Below are 17,110 nucleotides of genomic sequence, written 5' to 3' on the forward strand. Positions count from 1 at the left end.
TATTTAGTTATATCTTATTTCTTCTTAGCATCTGCATATCCGTAGCCATAACCATATTTCTTTCCATAATGTCCATAGCCATACCCGTATCGTTTACTTTCCAGATTAACACCATTAACAACAATAGCGATATGTGGCAGTTTATGTTCCTTACGCAGCATATTGACCAATTCGAAGTCACTTTTATGAGTGACTTCGGAACGACAAACATAGATCGATAGATCAGCAATGCGCCCGGTTATCAAGGAATCGGTAACAAGGCTCACAGGAGCGGTATCGAGTATGATGTAATCGAATGTTTTGCGGAGTTCCGCAATAGCTTCTTCTAATCGTGAACTAGCCAACAACTCAGCGGGATTTGGAGGTATCTTACCTGCTGTAAGGACCTTCAAATTTTCAGTCACTCTTGAAGGAAGTAAGAGGGAATGAATGTCGTTGGTACCACCGGAAAGGTATTTCGTTATCCCATCTGCTCTCTTATCCAGATCAAAATGCTCGGCCAGACGAGGTTTGCGAATATCAAGACCGATGATCACGACTTTTTTTCCCAGCAGAGACAAACTAACCGCTATATTGGAGGAGATAAAAGTTTTACCTTCACCCGGGGAGGTGGAAGTACAAAGAATAACTTTCCGTTCGGAACTGCCAAGCATAAATTGTAGGTTGGTACGGAGGCTACGGAAGGCTTCGGACATAAGATTATTCTTATTCTCTTCTACCACAATGGTACGACTGCCTTCGGTATCGGTATCCAGCGGTACATCACCCAAAATAGGCAGGGTGGTAAGTTTCTCTACATCGTGACGATTACCAATCTTATATTGAAGAAGATCAAGCAGATAGAGAATACCTATCGGTAACGCAATGCCTAACACAAAAGCAATAAACAGAATCATGTCCTGCTTAGGTGATATTGGAGCATTGTCCGCTAAGGGAGCATCAATGATCTTAGCATTGTCTGCCGTAGCAGCCATGGTAATGGAATTTTCTTCCCGCTTCTGAAGCAACATTAGATACAAACCTGACTTAATCTCTTGCTGGCGGGAGATTCCGGTAAGGATGCGCTCCTGTCCCGGCGCATTGGTGATGCGAGTCGTGAATTTTCCTGCCTGACGATCAATGTCTTGCTTCGTTATTTGTAAGCCTCTGCGCACGGAAGCAATGGAGGAAACAATGTTGCCATGCAAGGCACGAATACCTGTATTGAGGTTCTGAATCACAGGATTGGTAGAGGAGGAGGTACGTAAGAGGCGATCTCGCTCCAACACCTGCTCATTATAAGTATTGATCAGGGCAGCCAGAGAAACATCCTGCAGACCTACATTTGCAGGAATAACGGCATCCGCATTTTCAGGACTTTTAATATATTCACTCAAATAAGTAATCAGGTTGATCTGGGTACCGTTTTCAATACGTTTCTGTTCGTATTCAGAATTCTCTTGCAAATAGAGTTGGGCATCTTGCTTGATGTCCGTGAGGCCGGCACTCCGCTTATACATTTCCAGCTCTTGCTCAGTGTTACCTAGTTCTCCGGAGATAATAGCAATACGATCGTTGATAAATTGCTCGGTTTTGACTCCCACGATGTTTTTATCGTTATTGGTATCGCGATTATACATCTCAACAAGCTTCCCCAGAAAGTCTTCACCTCGCCGTTTGTTGGTTACCTTCATGGAAAGTTGAACCACGGAAGTTGTTTTAGAAGTGGGAGCAATCACAAGATTCCCTAAGCAACTTTTTGCGACAGAAATGGCGGGATTGATCGTAACTAATAACGGAGTAGAATGATCAAAAGAAGGAGCACCCGAACGATAGGCTAAAGCCAACCGACCTGCCGGGGTGGTGATAAAGCAGGGAAGCTTCTTCACTATTTGAGAGAATTCACCATCGTTGTCCGCTGCACGATATTCTCCATTGACGGTCAGACTGGAATCAGGATGGAGAAAAATTTCAAGTTCTATCGTGCCCCGAAGAGCATCATTGGCTTCCGGAGACATCTCCACCAAGATAGGACTTTCATCGTACAAATCGACACTTCTGAATCTTTCCTTCACAAAATAACGACAATAGATATTCATTTCCAACACCACTTGTTTGACCAGCGATTTGGATTTCAGTACCTCTATTTCATTATCAAAGTTCGTGTTTTGGGAGAAAAGGCCGAGATCCTGAAACGCTGCCATTTCGGAACCCATGTTCCCGCCCTTTTTATCATCTTTAATCATGATAGCGGCAGAGACATTGTAAATGGGTGTAGTGATTTTTAGGTAAAGATATGCAACCAGTAAGCAAGCTATTACCGAGGCAATAAACCAAGGCCAGTAATTTATAAATTTGAATAATAAGTCTTTCAAATTAATACCTTCTTCGGCTTTCTCGTAGTTTTTCTCGGCGTTTACTTCTTCTTTCATAAAACATATACGTTAGTAAATAGATTTTTTTGTTTATTTGAATACGGTAACCAACAAGCTAGCTACGGAGACAAGGATACTTGTTGCAGAAACCCAGAGAGAAGTGCTGGTAGTAATATCAGCCGTCTTTGATTTCGCTTTGTTTGGAGTAACATACAAGATATCGTTTTGCTGCAAATAGTAATAGGGTGACAACACTATATTCGCATCGTTGATATTAAGCGTTACGATTTTCTTCACTCCATCCTCATTTTCACGAATAAGTTTCACGTTTTCACGAAGCCCATAGATCGTTAAATCACCTGCCAAAGCAAGTGCTTCAAACACATTCACCTTCTCATTGGCCACTGTAAAAGTATTAGGACGAGTGACTTCACCAATCACCGAGATTTTATAATTGATGAGGCGTACATTTACAATAGGCACTTCTTTGAGGTATTGCTTGAGTCTGCTCTTGATCAGTGTCTCAGCCTCTCCTTTCGTCAGCCCACCCAAACGAATCGTACCAAGAATAGGAAAATCAACATTTCCTTTGTTATCTACCAAATAGCTTTGCATAGCAGGTTGACTAGAGAGGTTTTGTTGTGAAGACGTAATCGTAGTTGGTACTGTTAAGTTAAACGGTACAGCCAACTCAGCCTGCGACGTGCTAACTGCAATGGTGAGCAAATCTTTTGGCTGGATACGAGCATCATAAAGCGTAGGGATCTGAGCCACCTGATTGACAATAGAGTCATTCTGAAGATAGGGCACATGCTTGTAAGATGTGCAGGCTGAAAATGCTAAAGGAAGCAACAACAGCAAAAACAATTTTAATTTTCTCATGTTGATAAACATCGTTAATAAGTTAGACCGTTTTTTTGCTTAATTAATAGGCTTTTTTATTGCCGGAAACTGCATTGCGAACAGTCTTATAAATAATCAGAAAGTCGAGTAAAAAAGTCAAGTTCCCGATGTACCAGATATTCTTTTTTACCCGACCTTGCATTTGATAAAGTTCTTTTACTTCTCCTCTAAATCGGCAACCAATTGCTTAAATCGTGTGACTAGCCTCATACTCATAAGGTTTTCGTTTTACAAGTGTTTTCAACTCTAGCAGGGGCAATTTTTTGCAAATGACTCCTGGGTATTTTAATACTAATCGTTACTATTTGAGGTATACGCAAAATAACATGCGTTTTGCCATCCAAACGAATCATTTCACCTTCAAAACCCGTAAAATCGCCTTTGATGACACGCACCCTATCTCCCTTAGCCAAGATTTCATCGCACTGCTGAACGAACTCGGAAGATGTTTGCATGGCCATCATGAAGTTCTCCATTTGATGATCAGGAACCACCAGTAAAGAACCGGTAAGAAAATCTTTTATATATGAGAGCTTTAGACTATAATTTTTGACCAAGTCAAAAGCTTCCTGCTTGGTGCACTTCACAAAAATAAGACTACTAATAACAGGAACCTCCACCCGCTTACGACGATCGCTATAGACGCGAGTCACAAACCGGGTAGGAAGGAAATGGATCACTTCAAGTCTTTGAAGTGATTCTCTCACGCTAATCTCTTGATTAGCTCGAGTACGAGCTGCATACCAATACATTTGTCTGCCAAGTATTTAAGATAAAGTGCAAAAAAAATGCTAATATAGACATTTTAATTGACCAGAACAAAATATCGCCTTTTTTTCCCATTAACAAAGTGAGGCTGATGATCATAGCAGTTGATAACTGCCTCTTTTTATTTAAAAAAAGTCATAGCTACGCCAGTTATCCGTCACATTACTTGTTAGGATAAATAGAAATTAAATTCCTCGAATAACTATCTATTTGCACACTACCATTTTAGAATAGTAAGAGTACGCATAAGCTCTGGCAAAAGTAACCAGGATATTTGAATAAACAAAGGAAACTAATATTATTTTTCTCACAAATCGGTATTTTATTGCTATATCATTGTAAATAAGGGCGATACAAATAAGAGATTTTAATAGATATGAAACGTAAGGGCAACCGTTACAAAAGCAAAAAAAGAATGAAGAGGAGACAAGAAGCAGGATTAGAATTAGGGATATTCAAAACACCCCTACATAAAGGATATACAAAGAGAATAGCCTTATAGAATCAATTTAAAAACCTCCGCTCATCCGAAAGTTTTCTCTAATTTAAAATCAGAAACATCAGTCATTTTATGCTAAATAATATAAATATCAAACAAACATTGTTTGTAAATATTTAGAATCAATCATGAGCATTAATAAAAGAAATAAAATAAGACTAAAGGAGAGATAGAAAGTAAGTGTACGCAAACGACACTTTGTTGTAACATAGAGAGTGTAAAAAAAACAATAATTAAACAATTCCTTAAAAATCCTATCGAATAGAACAAAAGAGTTGAAACAAAAGTTAGACTTTAAGGAGAGGCACATGCTCTGCTTTTAACCTCTTGATACAAAAACCTGTTTTACTTTGCCAATTATATCATGAGATTAAATTTATTGAGTACTTTTGTACTAATAAACATCAATAGAAAAAACTTTAAAAAACAACATTATGACGCATACTTGGTTTGAATGCAAAATCCGCTACGAGAAGATGATGGAGAACGGAATGAACAAAAAAGTAACTGAACCGTATCTGGTAGATGCTTTGAGCTTTACGGAAGCGGAGGCACGCATCATTGAGGAAATCACTCCTTTCATCACCGGCGAATTTACGGTATCGGACATCAAACGGGCAAATTATAGCGAACTCTTCGCCTGTGAAGAGGATGCAGCAGACAGATGGTTTAAATGTAAATTACTCTTTATCACGCTGGATGAGAAGAGCGGGGCGGAAAGAAAAACGGCTACTCAGGTGTTGGTGCAGGCGGCTGATCTGCGCGATGCGGTGAAAAAATTGGATGAGGGAATGAAGGGTACAATGGCGGACTATCAAATTGCATCGGTAGCGGAAACAGCCATCATGGATGTATATCCGTATGGGGCAGGACCGAATGATAAACCGGAAGTGTAAAGATGAACATTCGGGAGAATATAGAACAAGTGCTAAGCGATCTGCCACAGGGTGTACGCCTGGTGGCAGTATCGAAGTTTCACCCGGTGGAAGCCCTCAAGGAAGCATACGATGCCGGGCAACGGATATTCGGTGAGAACAAGGTGCAGGAGATGGGCGCCAAGCAGGAGGTACTGCCCAAAGACATTGAATGGCACTTCATCGGGCACTTGCAAACAAACAAAATAAAGTACATCGTTCCTTACGTGAGTCTGATTCATGGCATCGACTCATACAAGCTGCTTAACGAAGTGAACAAGGCGGCTGAACAGAACGGACGGGTAATAGACTGCTTGCTGCAACTGCACATTGCACAAGAGGAGACAAAGTTTGGCTTTAGCTTTGAAGAATGCAAACAGATGCTGACTGACGGAAAATGGAAAAAGTTAGCTCACATCAGAATATGCGGATTGATGGGCATGGCAAGTAATACAGAAAATGAAGAACAAATAAGACGGGAATTTCGTTCTCTAAAAAGTTTCTTTGATGAAATGGTACACACACACTTTGCTGACAAATCAGCGTTCTGTGAGCTCTCCATGGGAATGTCTCACGACTATCGTATGGCTGTAACTGAAGGAAGTACGCTCGTAAGAGTAGGTAGCAAAATATTTGGAGAGAGAACTTATTAAGAACCCATAAAAAGATACGGAATTATGACAAATTTAAAGACAAGCTTTGCCGGATTGCAACTAAGGAATCCGATTATCGTAAGCAGTTCAGGCCTAACCAACAGTGTAGATAAGAATCGTAAACTATGTGAAGCCGGCGCGGGTGCCATCGTGCTGAAATCACTCTTCGAAGAACAAATCATGATGGAGGTGGACACGATGCAAGAATCGGTGTACTATCCGGAAGGGTCTGACTATCTGAGAGAATCTCTTAAGAATCATAAGTTATTGGAGTATCTTACTCTGATTGAAGAGAGTAAAAAAGTTTGTTCCATTCCCATTATTGCCAGTATTAACTGCTTCAACGACGCGGAGTGGGTGCACTTCGCACAAGAGATAGAACGTGCGGGAGCGGATGCGATTGAGATCAACATCTTGGCGCTTTCAGCAACTACGGAATATGAATACGGAGACTTTGAGCAACGCCACATTGACATCTTGCGTAGCGTAAAGAAGCATGTATCGATTCCGGTGATTATGAAATTGGGATTTCGTTTCACAAACCCAGTGACGCTGATCAATCAACTTTATGCCAATGGCGCGGCCGCTGTGGTGCTGTTCAACCGCTTTTACCAACCTGACATAGATATTGAGAAGATGGAACATACGACCAATAATGTGTTCAGCCACCCACAGGAGCTATCAAAATCACTCCGCTGGATCGGTATCTCCTCATCGGTAGTAGACAAGATAGACTATGCCGCATCGGGAGGAGTACATTCTGCTGATGACATGATCAAGGCTATTCTATCGGGCGCCTCGGCTGTTGAGATCTGTAGCACCATTTATATGAACACCAATGAATATATTACGGTGATGATCCGCTTCCTTGGTTTATGGATGATACGCAAGAATTTTGAGAGCATCGCCCAGTTTAAAGGGAGGTTGAAGGTGAAGAACGTGAAAGGGATCAATACCTTTGAGCGTACTCAATTCCTGAAATACTTCAATGATTACGCTATCAAACCAGAATATAAGGAATAAACAAAGGGACGTGCACGTTTTTTTTTCGGATAAAACGTGCACGTTGATGTTTACTTAATAGGTGTATGTGTCGCATTCCACACAAAACCTCTATACATGAAGAATTATATCCTTTCTATTTTGTTCCTTTCTATCTGCTTGAAATCTCAAGCTGGTCTTTATCTTGCCAACACTCATTTCTCTGTTAAGAAGCTAAAGACGGAATATACGAACACTCCTTTAGGTATTGATACAGAACTTCCCCGATTCAGTTGGCAGATGGAAGCTGCGGGTACGGAACGAAAACAATGGCAGACAGCTTATCAAATTACTGTTTCCGACGAAAATAGTAAACTGGTGTGGGATAGTGGAAAAACAAAAGGGGAACGGTCTTTGAATATTGAGTATGACGGTATGCCTTTACAACCTTCAACTCGTTACTCGTGGACAGTAAATGTTTGGAATCAGAAAGGTGAACAAAATTCAGAATGCTCTTGGTTTGAAACAGGTCTAATGGGCGGTAATCATCCCTATCAAAGATGGAATGATGCTAAATGGATTGGCGGTGGAGACAAAGATATGGTGTTGTATTCTCACTACCTTCCGGTTTTTAAGTTGGAGTTTTCCCTTCTGTTAGATAAGGATTTAAAAAGTACCTGTGCAAGTTTTATATATGGTGCTAATGACCCACGTTTGATGGATAAAAATAAAAACTTATATCATCTGGAAAACAAGAAAGATGAGTCCTATATCAAGGTTGAATTAAACATCGATCCGTTAGCTAGGGGTCAGGAAGCGGTACTGAACATTTATAGAGTAGGCTATCATCCGAACGACAAGCAAGATGTTCCTTATAAGAGTTTCTCCATCCCGCAGAATTTGATTAATAAGAACAATAAGTATGTTTGTCATACGGTAAAACTGAGTTCTGAGTTAGGTTTCACCCGGTTCTATATTGATAACGCCCAGAAGGAAATCGGTTCGATTAATTTAAATCCATTAGGGCAAGGTGCTGATTTCACGGCTTTTCCAATGGTAGGTGATGTGGGCTTTGCTGTTCCCGCAAGGCAATCCGCAACTTTCCCAAAAGTAGAGATTATCAATTTCCGAAGCCCTTCGAATGTGATAGCAACCCTCAAAAATGGGGATTGCTTGATAAACGGTGGCGATTGCGGCACTTTCCGGACTTTCACTCCTGAAGGGAACTCAACTCCCATGCTTCGCACTGCTTTCACAACATCGGGTATGAAGATAGCAAAAGCACGTCTGTACGCCACTTCACGTGGTATCTATGAAATCTACATGAACGGCAAACGTGTGGGAGACGATTATTTTAATCCCGGAGTAACACAATATAACAAAACCCATTTGTACCAGACATTCGACGTTACGAGTTACGTTCATTCCGGAAAGAATGCCATGGGTGCCCTATTGGCTGAAGGTTGGTGGAGCGGTGGTGCTACCTTTACGGGCAACAACTGGAACTACTTCGGCGATCGTCAGTCACTGCTAGCAAAGTTACTCATCACCTATACTGACGGAAGCGAGCAAGTGATCGTTACTGACCCGTCTTCTTGGCAGTATTTCAACAAAGGACCGATTGTCTACAACAGTTTCTTCCAGGGAGAAGTTTATGATGCTTCGAAAGAAGCGGCTGTAAAAGACTGGAGTGTTGCCTCGTATGATGCATCTGACTGGAAATCAGCCTGCGAAGTTCCATTGGAAGGAAATATCAGTACTGTAGGGGACCCTAATATGCCGTGGGTAAACGATTATTCCGGCTTTGAGCTTATAGGACAATTCGGCCAAACAGTGAAAGCGATCAATGAACTGACAGCCCTCTCAGTGGAAGAAGTCCGCCCCGGCATATTTGTGTATGACATGGGGCAAAATATGGTGGGCATACCTAAAATCAGCCTCTCTGGTATGAAACCCGGAACGAAGATTAACCTGCGTTTTGCTGAGGTGAAATATCCTGATCTGCCCGAATATGCCGGAAATATAGGCATGATTATGCTCGAAAATATTCGCGCAGCCATGGCACAAGATATTTATATCACTCGTGGCGGACAGGAAACCATCTCTCCCCGATTCACTTACCACGGCTACCGCTTTGTCGAGATAACCGGCATTGACAAGCCTCTGCCCGTAGAATCGGTAAAAGGCATCGTGCTCAGTTCCATTCACCAACTGGCTTCCCATTACGAGACTTCCAATCCCAAGGTGAATAAACTATGGGAAAATATCACTTGGTCTTCTTATGGAAATTTCCTCTCCATACCTACTGATTGCCCACAACGCAATGAACGCTTGGGATGGAGTGGCGATATATCCGTCTTTTCACGCACTGCCACTTATCTGGCAGATATTCCGCAGTTCCTGCGTCGTCATCTGCGTGCCATACGCAATGTGCAACGTGAAGATGGACGTTTTCCAGACATTGCCCCGCTGGGTGGCGGCTTCGGCGGCCTGCTGTGGGGAAGCGCCGGCATCACTCTACCATGGGAGTGCTACCAGCAATACGGAGATGTCGCCCTGCTGAACGAACATTACGATGCCATGAAGCGATATATTCAATACATCATCGACCACAGCATCGAGGCGAAAACCAACTTGATTGTACAGACCAGATCGTGGGGTGACCTATGCGACTGGCTCGGGCTGGAAGATGAAAAAAATGATAAATCCCTTGTGTGGGAATCTTACTTCATCTATGATCTGGAATTGATGACTAAGATGGCAACCGTCTTGGGCAAAACAGATGATGCCGCATGGTTCCAGAAAGTTTATGCCGCACGGAAGGATTTATTCAACAAGACATATATAGAACCGGAAACCGGCAAGACCATTTTCTCTGCTTTTAACCCCGAAAAGAAGGGAACACTTGTAGATATACAGACATCCTACGCACTTCCATTGGCTTTTGATATTATCAATGAGGAGAACCGCAGCAAAGTGATTGCTAACCTCGCTGAAACGGTTACAAGAGAAAATACCAGCGACACAGGCCATCTGTGCCCACCTTATTCTCTTATGACGGGTTTCATCGGTACGGCATGGATCAGTAAGGCTTTATCCGATCATGGTCTGAATGATCTGGCTTACAAGTTGCTTCAACAGACCAGTTACCCTTCATGGCTTTACTCTGTAGAACAAGGAGCTACTACTATTTGGGAACGTTTGAATTCCTACACCCGCATGGATGGTTTCGGGGGAAATAACCGCATGAACTCTTTCAATCATTATTCCTTTGGTGCTGTAGGTGCTTGGATGTACAATTATTCCTTGGGAATACAGCGCGATGAGACTTCTCCCGGTTTCAAGCACTTTATTCTAAAGCCAATGCCTGATCCGACGGGAGAAATGACGTATGCCAAGGGATACTATGATTCCATGTACGGACGTATAGAGAGTCGTTGGAAAGTGGAAAACGGAGTGACCGGGTATTCCTTCACTGTTCCGGGTAATACCACAGCGACTCTATTCTTATCTGCTGCATCGATAAAAAACATCAAAGAAGGTGGGAAATCCATTCGGAAGTCTAAAGACATAGAACTTGTAGGTGAAGAGAACGGACAGGTTGTACTTAGACTCCCATCCGGAAGTTACACGTTTGAAGTGATTAAATAACAAGATAAACGAAAAGTTTCGCACAGACGAACGTACATTATATATGTAACTGAGCTAACTTAAGACAGAAGCTGTTAATGTGTAAAACGAGAACAGTAACAGTTGATAATGCGATAACTAAAGATTTTCTATGCTTTTTCTAAGCATTTTCTATACTAAAGCTAACTCGTCACACAATTGCATGACCATTGTCCCGCAGCCGTGTGACAATCGTCCCGCAATTGAGTGACCATGATCACACAGTTGCGGGACGAGTCATTTGATAAACAGAATAGGCTTAGTCTCTCCGTTCTTTACCGTTAGCTTACCGTAGCCTACATCAAGTTACTAGCTAATTCACTGAGGTGACTACGCTCCCCTTTCAGTAGATTGATGTGAGCAAAGATGTTCTGATCCTTCATGCGATCGATCATGTAAACCAAACCATTGGACTGGCTATCAAGGTAAGGTTGATCTATCTGTTGAATATCGCCCGTAAACACCATTTTCGTTCCTTCGCCCGCACGGGTAATGATCGTTTTAATTTCGTGTGGAGTGAGGTTCTGTGCCTCATCAATGATGCAATAAGTATCACTCAGACTGCGACCACGGATAAAGGCTAAGGCCTCGATCACCAACTGATCACTTTTCTGCATATCTTCGAGGCGCTTCACTTCGGGAGAATTGCCGGCAAACTGGTGCTTGATAACGTTGAGATTATCAAACAAAGGTTGCATGTAGGGTGCCACTTTCTCTTGAGCATCACCAGGCAAGAAACCGATATCTTTATTAGACAGTGAAACGATGGGACGAGCCAGAAGTATCTGTTTATAATCGGTGAGCTTAGACAATGCTGCTGCAAGAGCAAGAAGAGTCTTGCCGGTACCAGCCTTTCCGGTGAGTGCTACCAGTTTGATCTCTGGATCATCGAGCACTTCGAAAGCAAAACTCTGCTCGGCATTACGAGGTTCGATGCCATAATTTTTAGATTTACCGACACGGTTAATCGTATGAGTAAAAGGATTGTAACGCGCCAACACGCTGTTGCGATCACTCTTGAGCACAAAGCATTCATTGGGACGAAGGATATCTTTGAAGTCGAATTCAGCTATATCCAGCCCTTCTTTGGAGGAATAGATACGATCAATTAATGCCGGATCAATATCGTCAAACACCTCGTTTGACTTCTCAAAAATATCCACATTGATCACCTTATCGGTGATATAATCTTCGCAAAGAACCCCAATGGAGCGAGCTTTCATGCGCAGATTGACATCTTTGGTTACAAGAATGGTTTTGGTACGAGGATATTTTTGTTCAAGATAATCGGCTACGGCAAGAATCTGGTGATCGGGAATATTTTCGGAGAAGGACGTTTTGACATGTTCGGACTGAATGCTTCCCGTCATGACAAACAATCGACCTAACCCCTCGCCAAGCGATGCTCCTTTACTGAAAAGGCTGTCATCTGTGATGGCATCCAGCTCTCGCACAAACTCACGGGCATTGAAATTTATCTGTTCGTTTCCTTTCTTAAACTTATCTAGTTCTTCGAGGACCACAATGGGTAAGTAGATGTCGTTTTCCTGAAAGTTCCTGATACAGTTGTAATCGTGAAGAATAACGTTTGTGTCGAGCACAAAATTCTTTTTAGTTCCCATACATGTTAGATTTTAAATGTTGATATTTGCAATCTGTAACCCAAACGGGCAGTATACTGGTACTAACCCGCTCACTAAAGTAACAAATAAGAAGGACAAACGGGATAAATATCCTGTTAAAAGATGACAAACAATGAATTATCAGGAGACATTGATGTATTTATACAGCGTAGCGCCACTTTTTCAGCAAATAGGCAGCAAGGCTTACAAAGAAGGATTAGAGAATACACGAACACTGGATGCGCATTTTGGACATCCGCACCAATCCTTTCGCACCATTCATGTGGCGGGAACGAACGGCAAAGGTTCCTGTTCGCACACATTGGCCGCCATCCTGCAAGAGGCAGGCTACAAAGTTGGGCTTTATACTTCACCACATCTGGTAGATTTTCGGGAACGAATAAGAGTGAATGGCGTACCGATGCCGGAAGAGTATGTGGTGAATTTCGTGAAAGAGCAACAAGCATTCTTTGAGCCGCTATTTCCCTCTTTCTTCGAACTGACTACCGCCATGGCTTTTCTCTACTTTGCGGATGCTAAAGTGGATGTGGCAGTGATTGAAGTAGGCTTAGGAGGAAGACTGGACTGTACCAATATTATCACTCCCGATGTGAGCATAATCACGAATATCAGCTTTGATCATACTCAATTTCTGGGAGACACGCTCGCTAAGATTGCAGCAGAGAAAGCAGGGATCATGAAGTCCGCTATCCCCGTAGTGATAGGCGAAACAACGGAAGAAACACGACCGGTATTTGAGGCAAGAGCCAAAGAGGTGGATGCTCCTATTGTTTTTGCAGAAGATGAGCATCGGCTTGCGGGTGCTGAGATGAGTGCTAAGGGATTCTGGAACTATCAAACGACCGACTATCCGGACTTGGAAGGAGAGCTGGGCGGCCTCTGCCAACTGAAGAACACGAACACACTACTGAGTGTGCTACCTTTACTTAAAGCAGCAGGTTATCGCATCACGGAAGAGTCCGTGCGCAAAGGCTTCGCACAAGTATGTGAACTAACCGGATTAATGGGACGCTGGCAGAAGTTGCAGGAACGTCCAACCTTGATCTGTGACACAGGGCACAACGTAGGAGGCATGACTTATATCTGTGAGCAATTGAAGCGGCAGACGTATCACACCCTACACATTGTGATGGGAATGGTGAACGACAAAGACATCAGGGGGGTATTGGCATTGTTACCCAGAGAGGCAACCTATTACTTTACGAAAGCAAATGTGAAGCGGGCTTTACCGGAACAGGAACTAAGCGAACTGGCTGGTACGATGGGACTCAAAGGAAGTTGCTATCCGGACGTACCTACCGCAGTGAAAGCAGCGCAAGAAAAAAGCCTCCCGGAAGACTTTATCTTCGTGGGAGGCAGTAGTTTTATTGTTGCAGATTTGTTAGCGAACCGCGATACACTCGATCTCTACTAGTGCATCTTTTGGCAACGCCTTTACAGCAACGGCAGAACGTGCGGGAAAAGCTCCATCAAAATAGGTGGAGTAAACGCCGTTCATGCCGGCAAAGAGGCTCATGTCTTGCAAGAAGACGGTAGTCTTGACAATGTCGCCCATCGTAAGTCCGGCCTCAGCCAAAATGTACTTGATGTTTTCCAATGACTGACGAGCTTGTGCTTCGATGCCTTCGGCCATTATTCCGGTAGCCGCATCAATGGGCAACTGTCCGGAAACAAACACCATACCTGCGGCTTCAATAGCCTGGCTATAAGGCCCGATAGCACCGGGTGCTTTTTCACTGCAAATAACTTTCTTCATTTTGATCTATTTTTATATTAGTATTATTCCTTAGGCATCATCACCACTTCGATCAGGTTCTTCTGTTTCAGTAGTTCGTTGGTAAGGTTCTTCACATCATCCTGTGTTACAGACTCAAGAGTTTTGAGGTAATCGGTGTTATAATCTTCATTATAGAAGTAGAGCGTGCTGAGAACACCCAGCCAATATCCATTGGTTTTGAGTCCTTCCTGATAACTCTTCTCCATGTATTCTTTTGTTTTGTTGAAATCAACAGCTTCAGGACCATCCGTAGCAATACGACCAAGTTCGCGGCGGATCACCTCACTCAAATGACGTTCTTTCTCTGGGTTCGTATCGAACATAATCTGAAGCATAGCACGTCCATCCGGCAAACGGCTAATGTCAGCTCCGGTAGAGACACCATAAGTGCCACCTTCAGCTTCGCGCACAGTACGCGTATAAACTACATCAAGAACCTGATTGAGGACATTGATGGCAATCTCATTCTTATGAGTTCTTTTCAATATACCCGAGTATAACTTCAAACTGGTAGCTTTGGGAGCTTCCATCTTTTGAGTGAAAATATTGGTATAATTACCCTTACGGATATCATCATTCACCTTCTTATTTTTGATATTCTTATTACCGGCAGGCAGAGAAGCCAAATATTTTTCAACCAACGGGCGAAGAGTTGCTTCATCAATAGAGCCCACAAACACGAAGGTAAAAGCAGACGGGTTAGCAAACACCTCTTTGTACATCTCGATCATACGATCGTAGTTAAGTTTACTGAGGTCTTCCAAATGAATGCGTTGCATGCGGGGATTGTCTCCATAAACAACATGAGAAACAGTATCATTCATGATAGATGGAGGCGATGCAGCCGCATTCTTCAATTGATTATGTAAACGTCCGATGAAGGCAGCATACGCTTGCTCGTCCTTGCGGGGAGCAGTGAAATAGAGATGCGTAAGTTGCAATAGAGTTTCTACATCCTTGATAGAAGAGGAACCGGAAAGGCTCTCTGTGGATGAACCAACAGAAGCATTTACATTTGCTGATTTTCCGGCAAGAGCTTTACCCAGGTCGATGGCACTGAAAGCGCCTACCCCACCGATAGAGGGAACAGTACGAATAAAGCTAGCATTGTAAATCTCACTATCAGCAAACAAAGAATTACCTCCGTAGGCCACTGACGACATCAACACCTGATCATCTTTGTAATCGGTCTTCTTCAACACGACGCGCATACCATTAGACAAAGTCCACTCTGTAGCTCCCATCTTCTCATTCTTCTTCACCTTCACTACTTTTCCGGCAGCAGGTAAAGAATCGATCAGATTAGTCGAGATCACTTTTTCTTCGTAAGCAGTCAACTTCTGAGCAGCTACATTTTGCACTACATCAATCAATTCTTTTTCTGAAGGATAAGTGACTCCTTCTTTCTGTGGTCCGGTTACGGAAACAACCATATTAGGCGTTGCCGAAAGATGACGCAGACATTCATTCACCGCATTAAGATCAATCTTCGGAATCAACTTCTTCACTAATTCATATTCATACTCGATACCCGGAATCGGCTCATCGTCAGTGAAATTACCAACATATTCTCTTACATAAGCAGCATTATTCTGTTTGTTACGGTTATTGTAAGAGTTAGCATACATCTCGAGGTAAGAGGTCTTGATACGATCGAGCTCCGCCTGTGTGAAGCCAAACTGTTTAGCACGTTCATTCTCATCAACTAAAGCACGGAGAGCAGAGAGCACCTCGCCTTCTTTACAAGTGGCAGAAAGTGCCCAAGCCTCTTTTGTTTTAGCTATAATATAGTTTCCGTTTCCGGCAGACGCACGCATGAAGGGTGCTCCGGCTTTCTGTGTAATCTCAGCCAAACGAGTGGAGAGCATATTCGAGACAAACCCCTCAAGAAGCATTTCATTGTATCCTTCCTCCGTGTGCTTCACTGCTTTCGCAGTAGCCTCGTGTGGATAATATACAGTAATGTTTGTGCTGGTTGTTTCAGGATCAGTAAGCACTGTCGCAATAGGATTCGTATATTCCGGTACAGTAAAGTACTCTCTATGAGCTGGATTTACCGGTTTCTTGATATCGGCAAACATCGTTTTGATGGTAGCCTCAACATGATCTACATCAATATCACCCACTACAACAATGGCTTGTAAATCGGGACGATACCACTTGTGATAGTAGTCTTTAATCTGCTGGTAAGGGAAATGTTCAACCACATCCATACTACCGATTGGCATCCGGTTGGCGTATCTTGTATCTTTAAACAAGATAGCAAACAAATGCTCCATATTGCGCAAACTTGCACTGTTGCGAGTCCGCCATTCTTCTTTGATTATAGAGCGCTCTTTATCTATTTCAGCATTATCGAGCGTGATGAAACTAGACCAGTCATGCAAGATAAGCAAACAAGAATCGACCAAGCTTTCACGATGAACAGGGATATCAGAAAGGTTATATACTGTTTGGTCGAAACTAGTATAAGCATTTACGTTTTCACCAAATTTAGCTCCATTTTTCTCCAGATAATCGAGCATATTTTTACGACCAGGATAGTGTTTGGTACCGTTGAAAGCCATGTGCTCCAAGAAATGGGCCAAACCCGACTGAGAATCTTCTTCGAGTATAGAACCGACATTTTGTGCAATGTAAAACTCTGCACGTTTCTCAGGATAAGCATTGTGGCGAATATAGTACGTCAACCCATTATCCAATTTACCGGTTCTTACTCCCGGATCAATGGGAAGAGGAGCAGAAGATTGCGCCTGCAACACCCAAGGAAGCAATAGCAATAAAATAAAACTAAAACTCTTTTTCATTCTTTTCATTTCATTAATTATGTAATTGTGACCTTTACTATATCTAAAGGCGAGAAAGAAGGCCTTTCGGGTGACAAGTTGGACTCTTTTTTATTTTAAATTAAGATTGTAAGCTTAAAAACAGCCTAAATATAGAAATAAA

The 17,110-nt window shown here is 42.6% G+C and carries 11 protein-coding genes and 1 pseudogene; 5 read left to right on the forward strand and 7 right to left on the reverse strand.

All coding sequences use genetic code 11. The annotated features are described in order from the left end of the window. Positions 1-14: 14 nt before the first annotated feature. From BQ5338_RS02285 to BQ5338_RS02295, 4 genes and pseudogenes are all read right to left on the reverse strand, one after another. Entirely contained in the window at positions 15-2,411 is a 2,397-nt protein-coding gene (locus BQ5338_RS02285; protein WP_071145205.1) for a GumC family protein, read from the reverse strand. Between the two features lie 33 nt (positions 2,412-2,444). Next, positions 2,445-3,236 carry a polysaccharide biosynthesis/export family protein gene (locus BQ5338_RS02290; RefSeq protein ID WP_071145832.1) on the reverse strand — a complete coding sequence of 264 codons (792 nt, stop codon included), beginning with the start codon at positions 3,234-3,236 and terminating at the stop codon, positions 2,445-2,447. A gap of 43 nt (positions 3,237-3,279) precedes the next feature. Then, positions 3,280-3,429: pseudogene (locus tag BQ5338_RS17005) on the reverse strand (undecaprenyl-phosphate glucose phosphotransferase); the annotation flags it as partial. Positions 3,430-3,469: 40 nt separating this feature from the next. Continuing rightward, entirely contained in the window at positions 3,470-4,009 is a 540-nt protein-coding gene (locus BQ5338_RS02295; protein ID WP_071145206.1) for a UpxY family transcription antiterminator, read from the reverse strand. Positions 4,010-4,955: 946 nt separating this feature from the next. Here BQ5338_RS02295 and BQ5338_RS02300 point away from each other — a divergent pair. The 4 genes from BQ5338_RS02300 (at position 4,956) to BQ5338_RS02315 (ending at position 10,723) form a co-directional block, all read left to right on the forward strand. Next, complete coding sequence (locus BQ5338_RS02300) at positions 4,956-5,420, forward strand: DUF4494 domain-containing protein (protein WP_139265156.1); 465 nt, start codon at positions 4,956-4,958, stop codon at positions 5,418-5,420. A gap of 2 nt (positions 5,421-5,422) precedes the next feature. Further along, positions 5,423-6,091 (forward strand): YggS family pyridoxal phosphate-dependent enzyme, encoded by a 669-nt coding sequence (locus tag BQ5338_RS02305; RefSeq protein ID WP_071145208.1) that lies wholly within the window; start codon positions 5,423-5,425, stop codon positions 6,089-6,091. Positions 6,092-6,115: 24 nt separating this feature from the next. After that, entirely contained in the window at positions 6,116-7,114 is a 999-nt protein-coding gene (locus BQ5338_RS02310) for a dihydroorotate dehydrogenase-like protein (RefSeq protein ID WP_071145209.1), read from the forward strand. A gap of 96 nt (positions 7,115-7,210) precedes the next feature. Then, a complete protein-coding gene (locus tag BQ5338_RS02315; RefSeq protein WP_071145210.1) occupies positions 7,211-10,723 on the forward strand; it encodes an alpha-L-rhamnosidase in 3,513 nt (1,170 codons plus the stop codon). 314 nt (positions 10,724-11,037) lie between these two features. Here BQ5338_RS02315 and BQ5338_RS02320 read toward each other — a convergent pair whose 3' ends face one another. Further along, a complete protein-coding gene (locus tag BQ5338_RS02320) occupies positions 11,038-12,363 on the reverse strand; it encodes a PhoH family protein (RefSeq protein WP_071145211.1) in 1,326 nt (441 codons plus the stop codon). 133 nt (positions 12,364-12,496) lie between these two features. Between BQ5338_RS02320 and BQ5338_RS02325 the strand changes: the two genes are divergently transcribed. Further along, the gene (locus BQ5338_RS02325) at positions 12,497-13,798 is read left to right on the forward strand and encodes a bifunctional folylpolyglutamate synthase/dihydrofolate synthase (protein ID WP_071145212.1); all 1,302 of its coding nucleotides are present in this window, start codon (positions 12,497-12,499) and stop codon (positions 13,796-13,798) included. Here BQ5338_RS02325 and BQ5338_RS02330 read toward each other — a convergent pair. Continuing rightward, entirely contained in the window at positions 13,766-14,140 is a 375-nt protein-coding gene (locus BQ5338_RS02330) for a RidA family protein (protein WP_071145213.1), read from the reverse strand. The genes BQ5338_RS02325 and BQ5338_RS02330 overlap by 33 nt on opposite strands. A gap of 23 nt (positions 14,141-14,163) precedes the next feature. Then, entirely contained in the window at positions 14,164-16,968 is a 2,805-nt protein-coding gene (locus BQ5338_RS02335) for a M16 family metallopeptidase (protein WP_071145833.1), read from the reverse strand. Positions 16,969-17,110 lie beyond the last annotated feature (142 nt).

This window comes from Bacteroides ihuae (genome assembly GCF_900104585.1).
Lineage (GTDB): Bacteria > Bacteroidota > Bacteroidia > Bacteroidales > Bacteroidaceae > Bacteroides > Bacteroides ihuae.

Coding starts and splice junctions, on each gene's coding strand:
- BQ5338_RS02330 (WP_071145213.1), bottom strand. CDS start 14,140: ATGAAGAAAGTTATTTGCAGTGAAAAAGCACCCGGTGCTATCGGGCCT.
- BQ5338_RS02325 (WP_071145212.1), top strand. CDS start 12,497: ATGAATTATCAGGAGACATTGATGTATTTATACAGCGTAGCGCCACTT.
- BQ5338_RS02295 (WP_071145206.1), bottom strand. CDS start 4,009: ATGTATTGGTATGCAGCTCGTACTCGAGCTAATCAAGAGATTAGCGTG.
- BQ5338_RS02335 (WP_071145833.1), bottom strand. CDS start 16,968: ATGAAAAAGAGTTTTAGTTTTATTTTATTGCTATTGCTTCCTTGGGTG.
- BQ5338_RS02315 (WP_071145210.1), top strand. CDS start 7,211: ATGAAGAATTATATCCTTTCTATTTTGTTCCTTTCTATCTGCTTGAAA.
- BQ5338_RS02305 (WP_071145208.1), top strand. CDS start 5,423: ATGAACATTCGGGAGAATATAGAACAAGTGCTAAGCGATCTGCCACAG.
- BQ5338_RS02310 (WP_071145209.1), top strand. CDS start 6,116: ATGACAAATTTAAAGACAAGCTTTGCCGGATTGCAACTAAGGAATCCG.
- BQ5338_RS02285 (WP_071145205.1), bottom strand. CDS start 2,411: ATGAAAGAAGAAGTAAACGCCGAGAAAAACTACGAGAAAGCCGAAGAA.
- BQ5338_RS02290 (WP_071145832.1), bottom strand. CDS start 3,236: ATGAGAAAATTAAAATTGTTTTTGCTGTTGTTGCTTCCTTTAGCATTT.
- BQ5338_RS02320 (WP_071145211.1), bottom strand. CDS start 12,363: ATGGGAACTAAAAAGAATTTTGTGCTCGACACAAACGTTATTCTTCAC.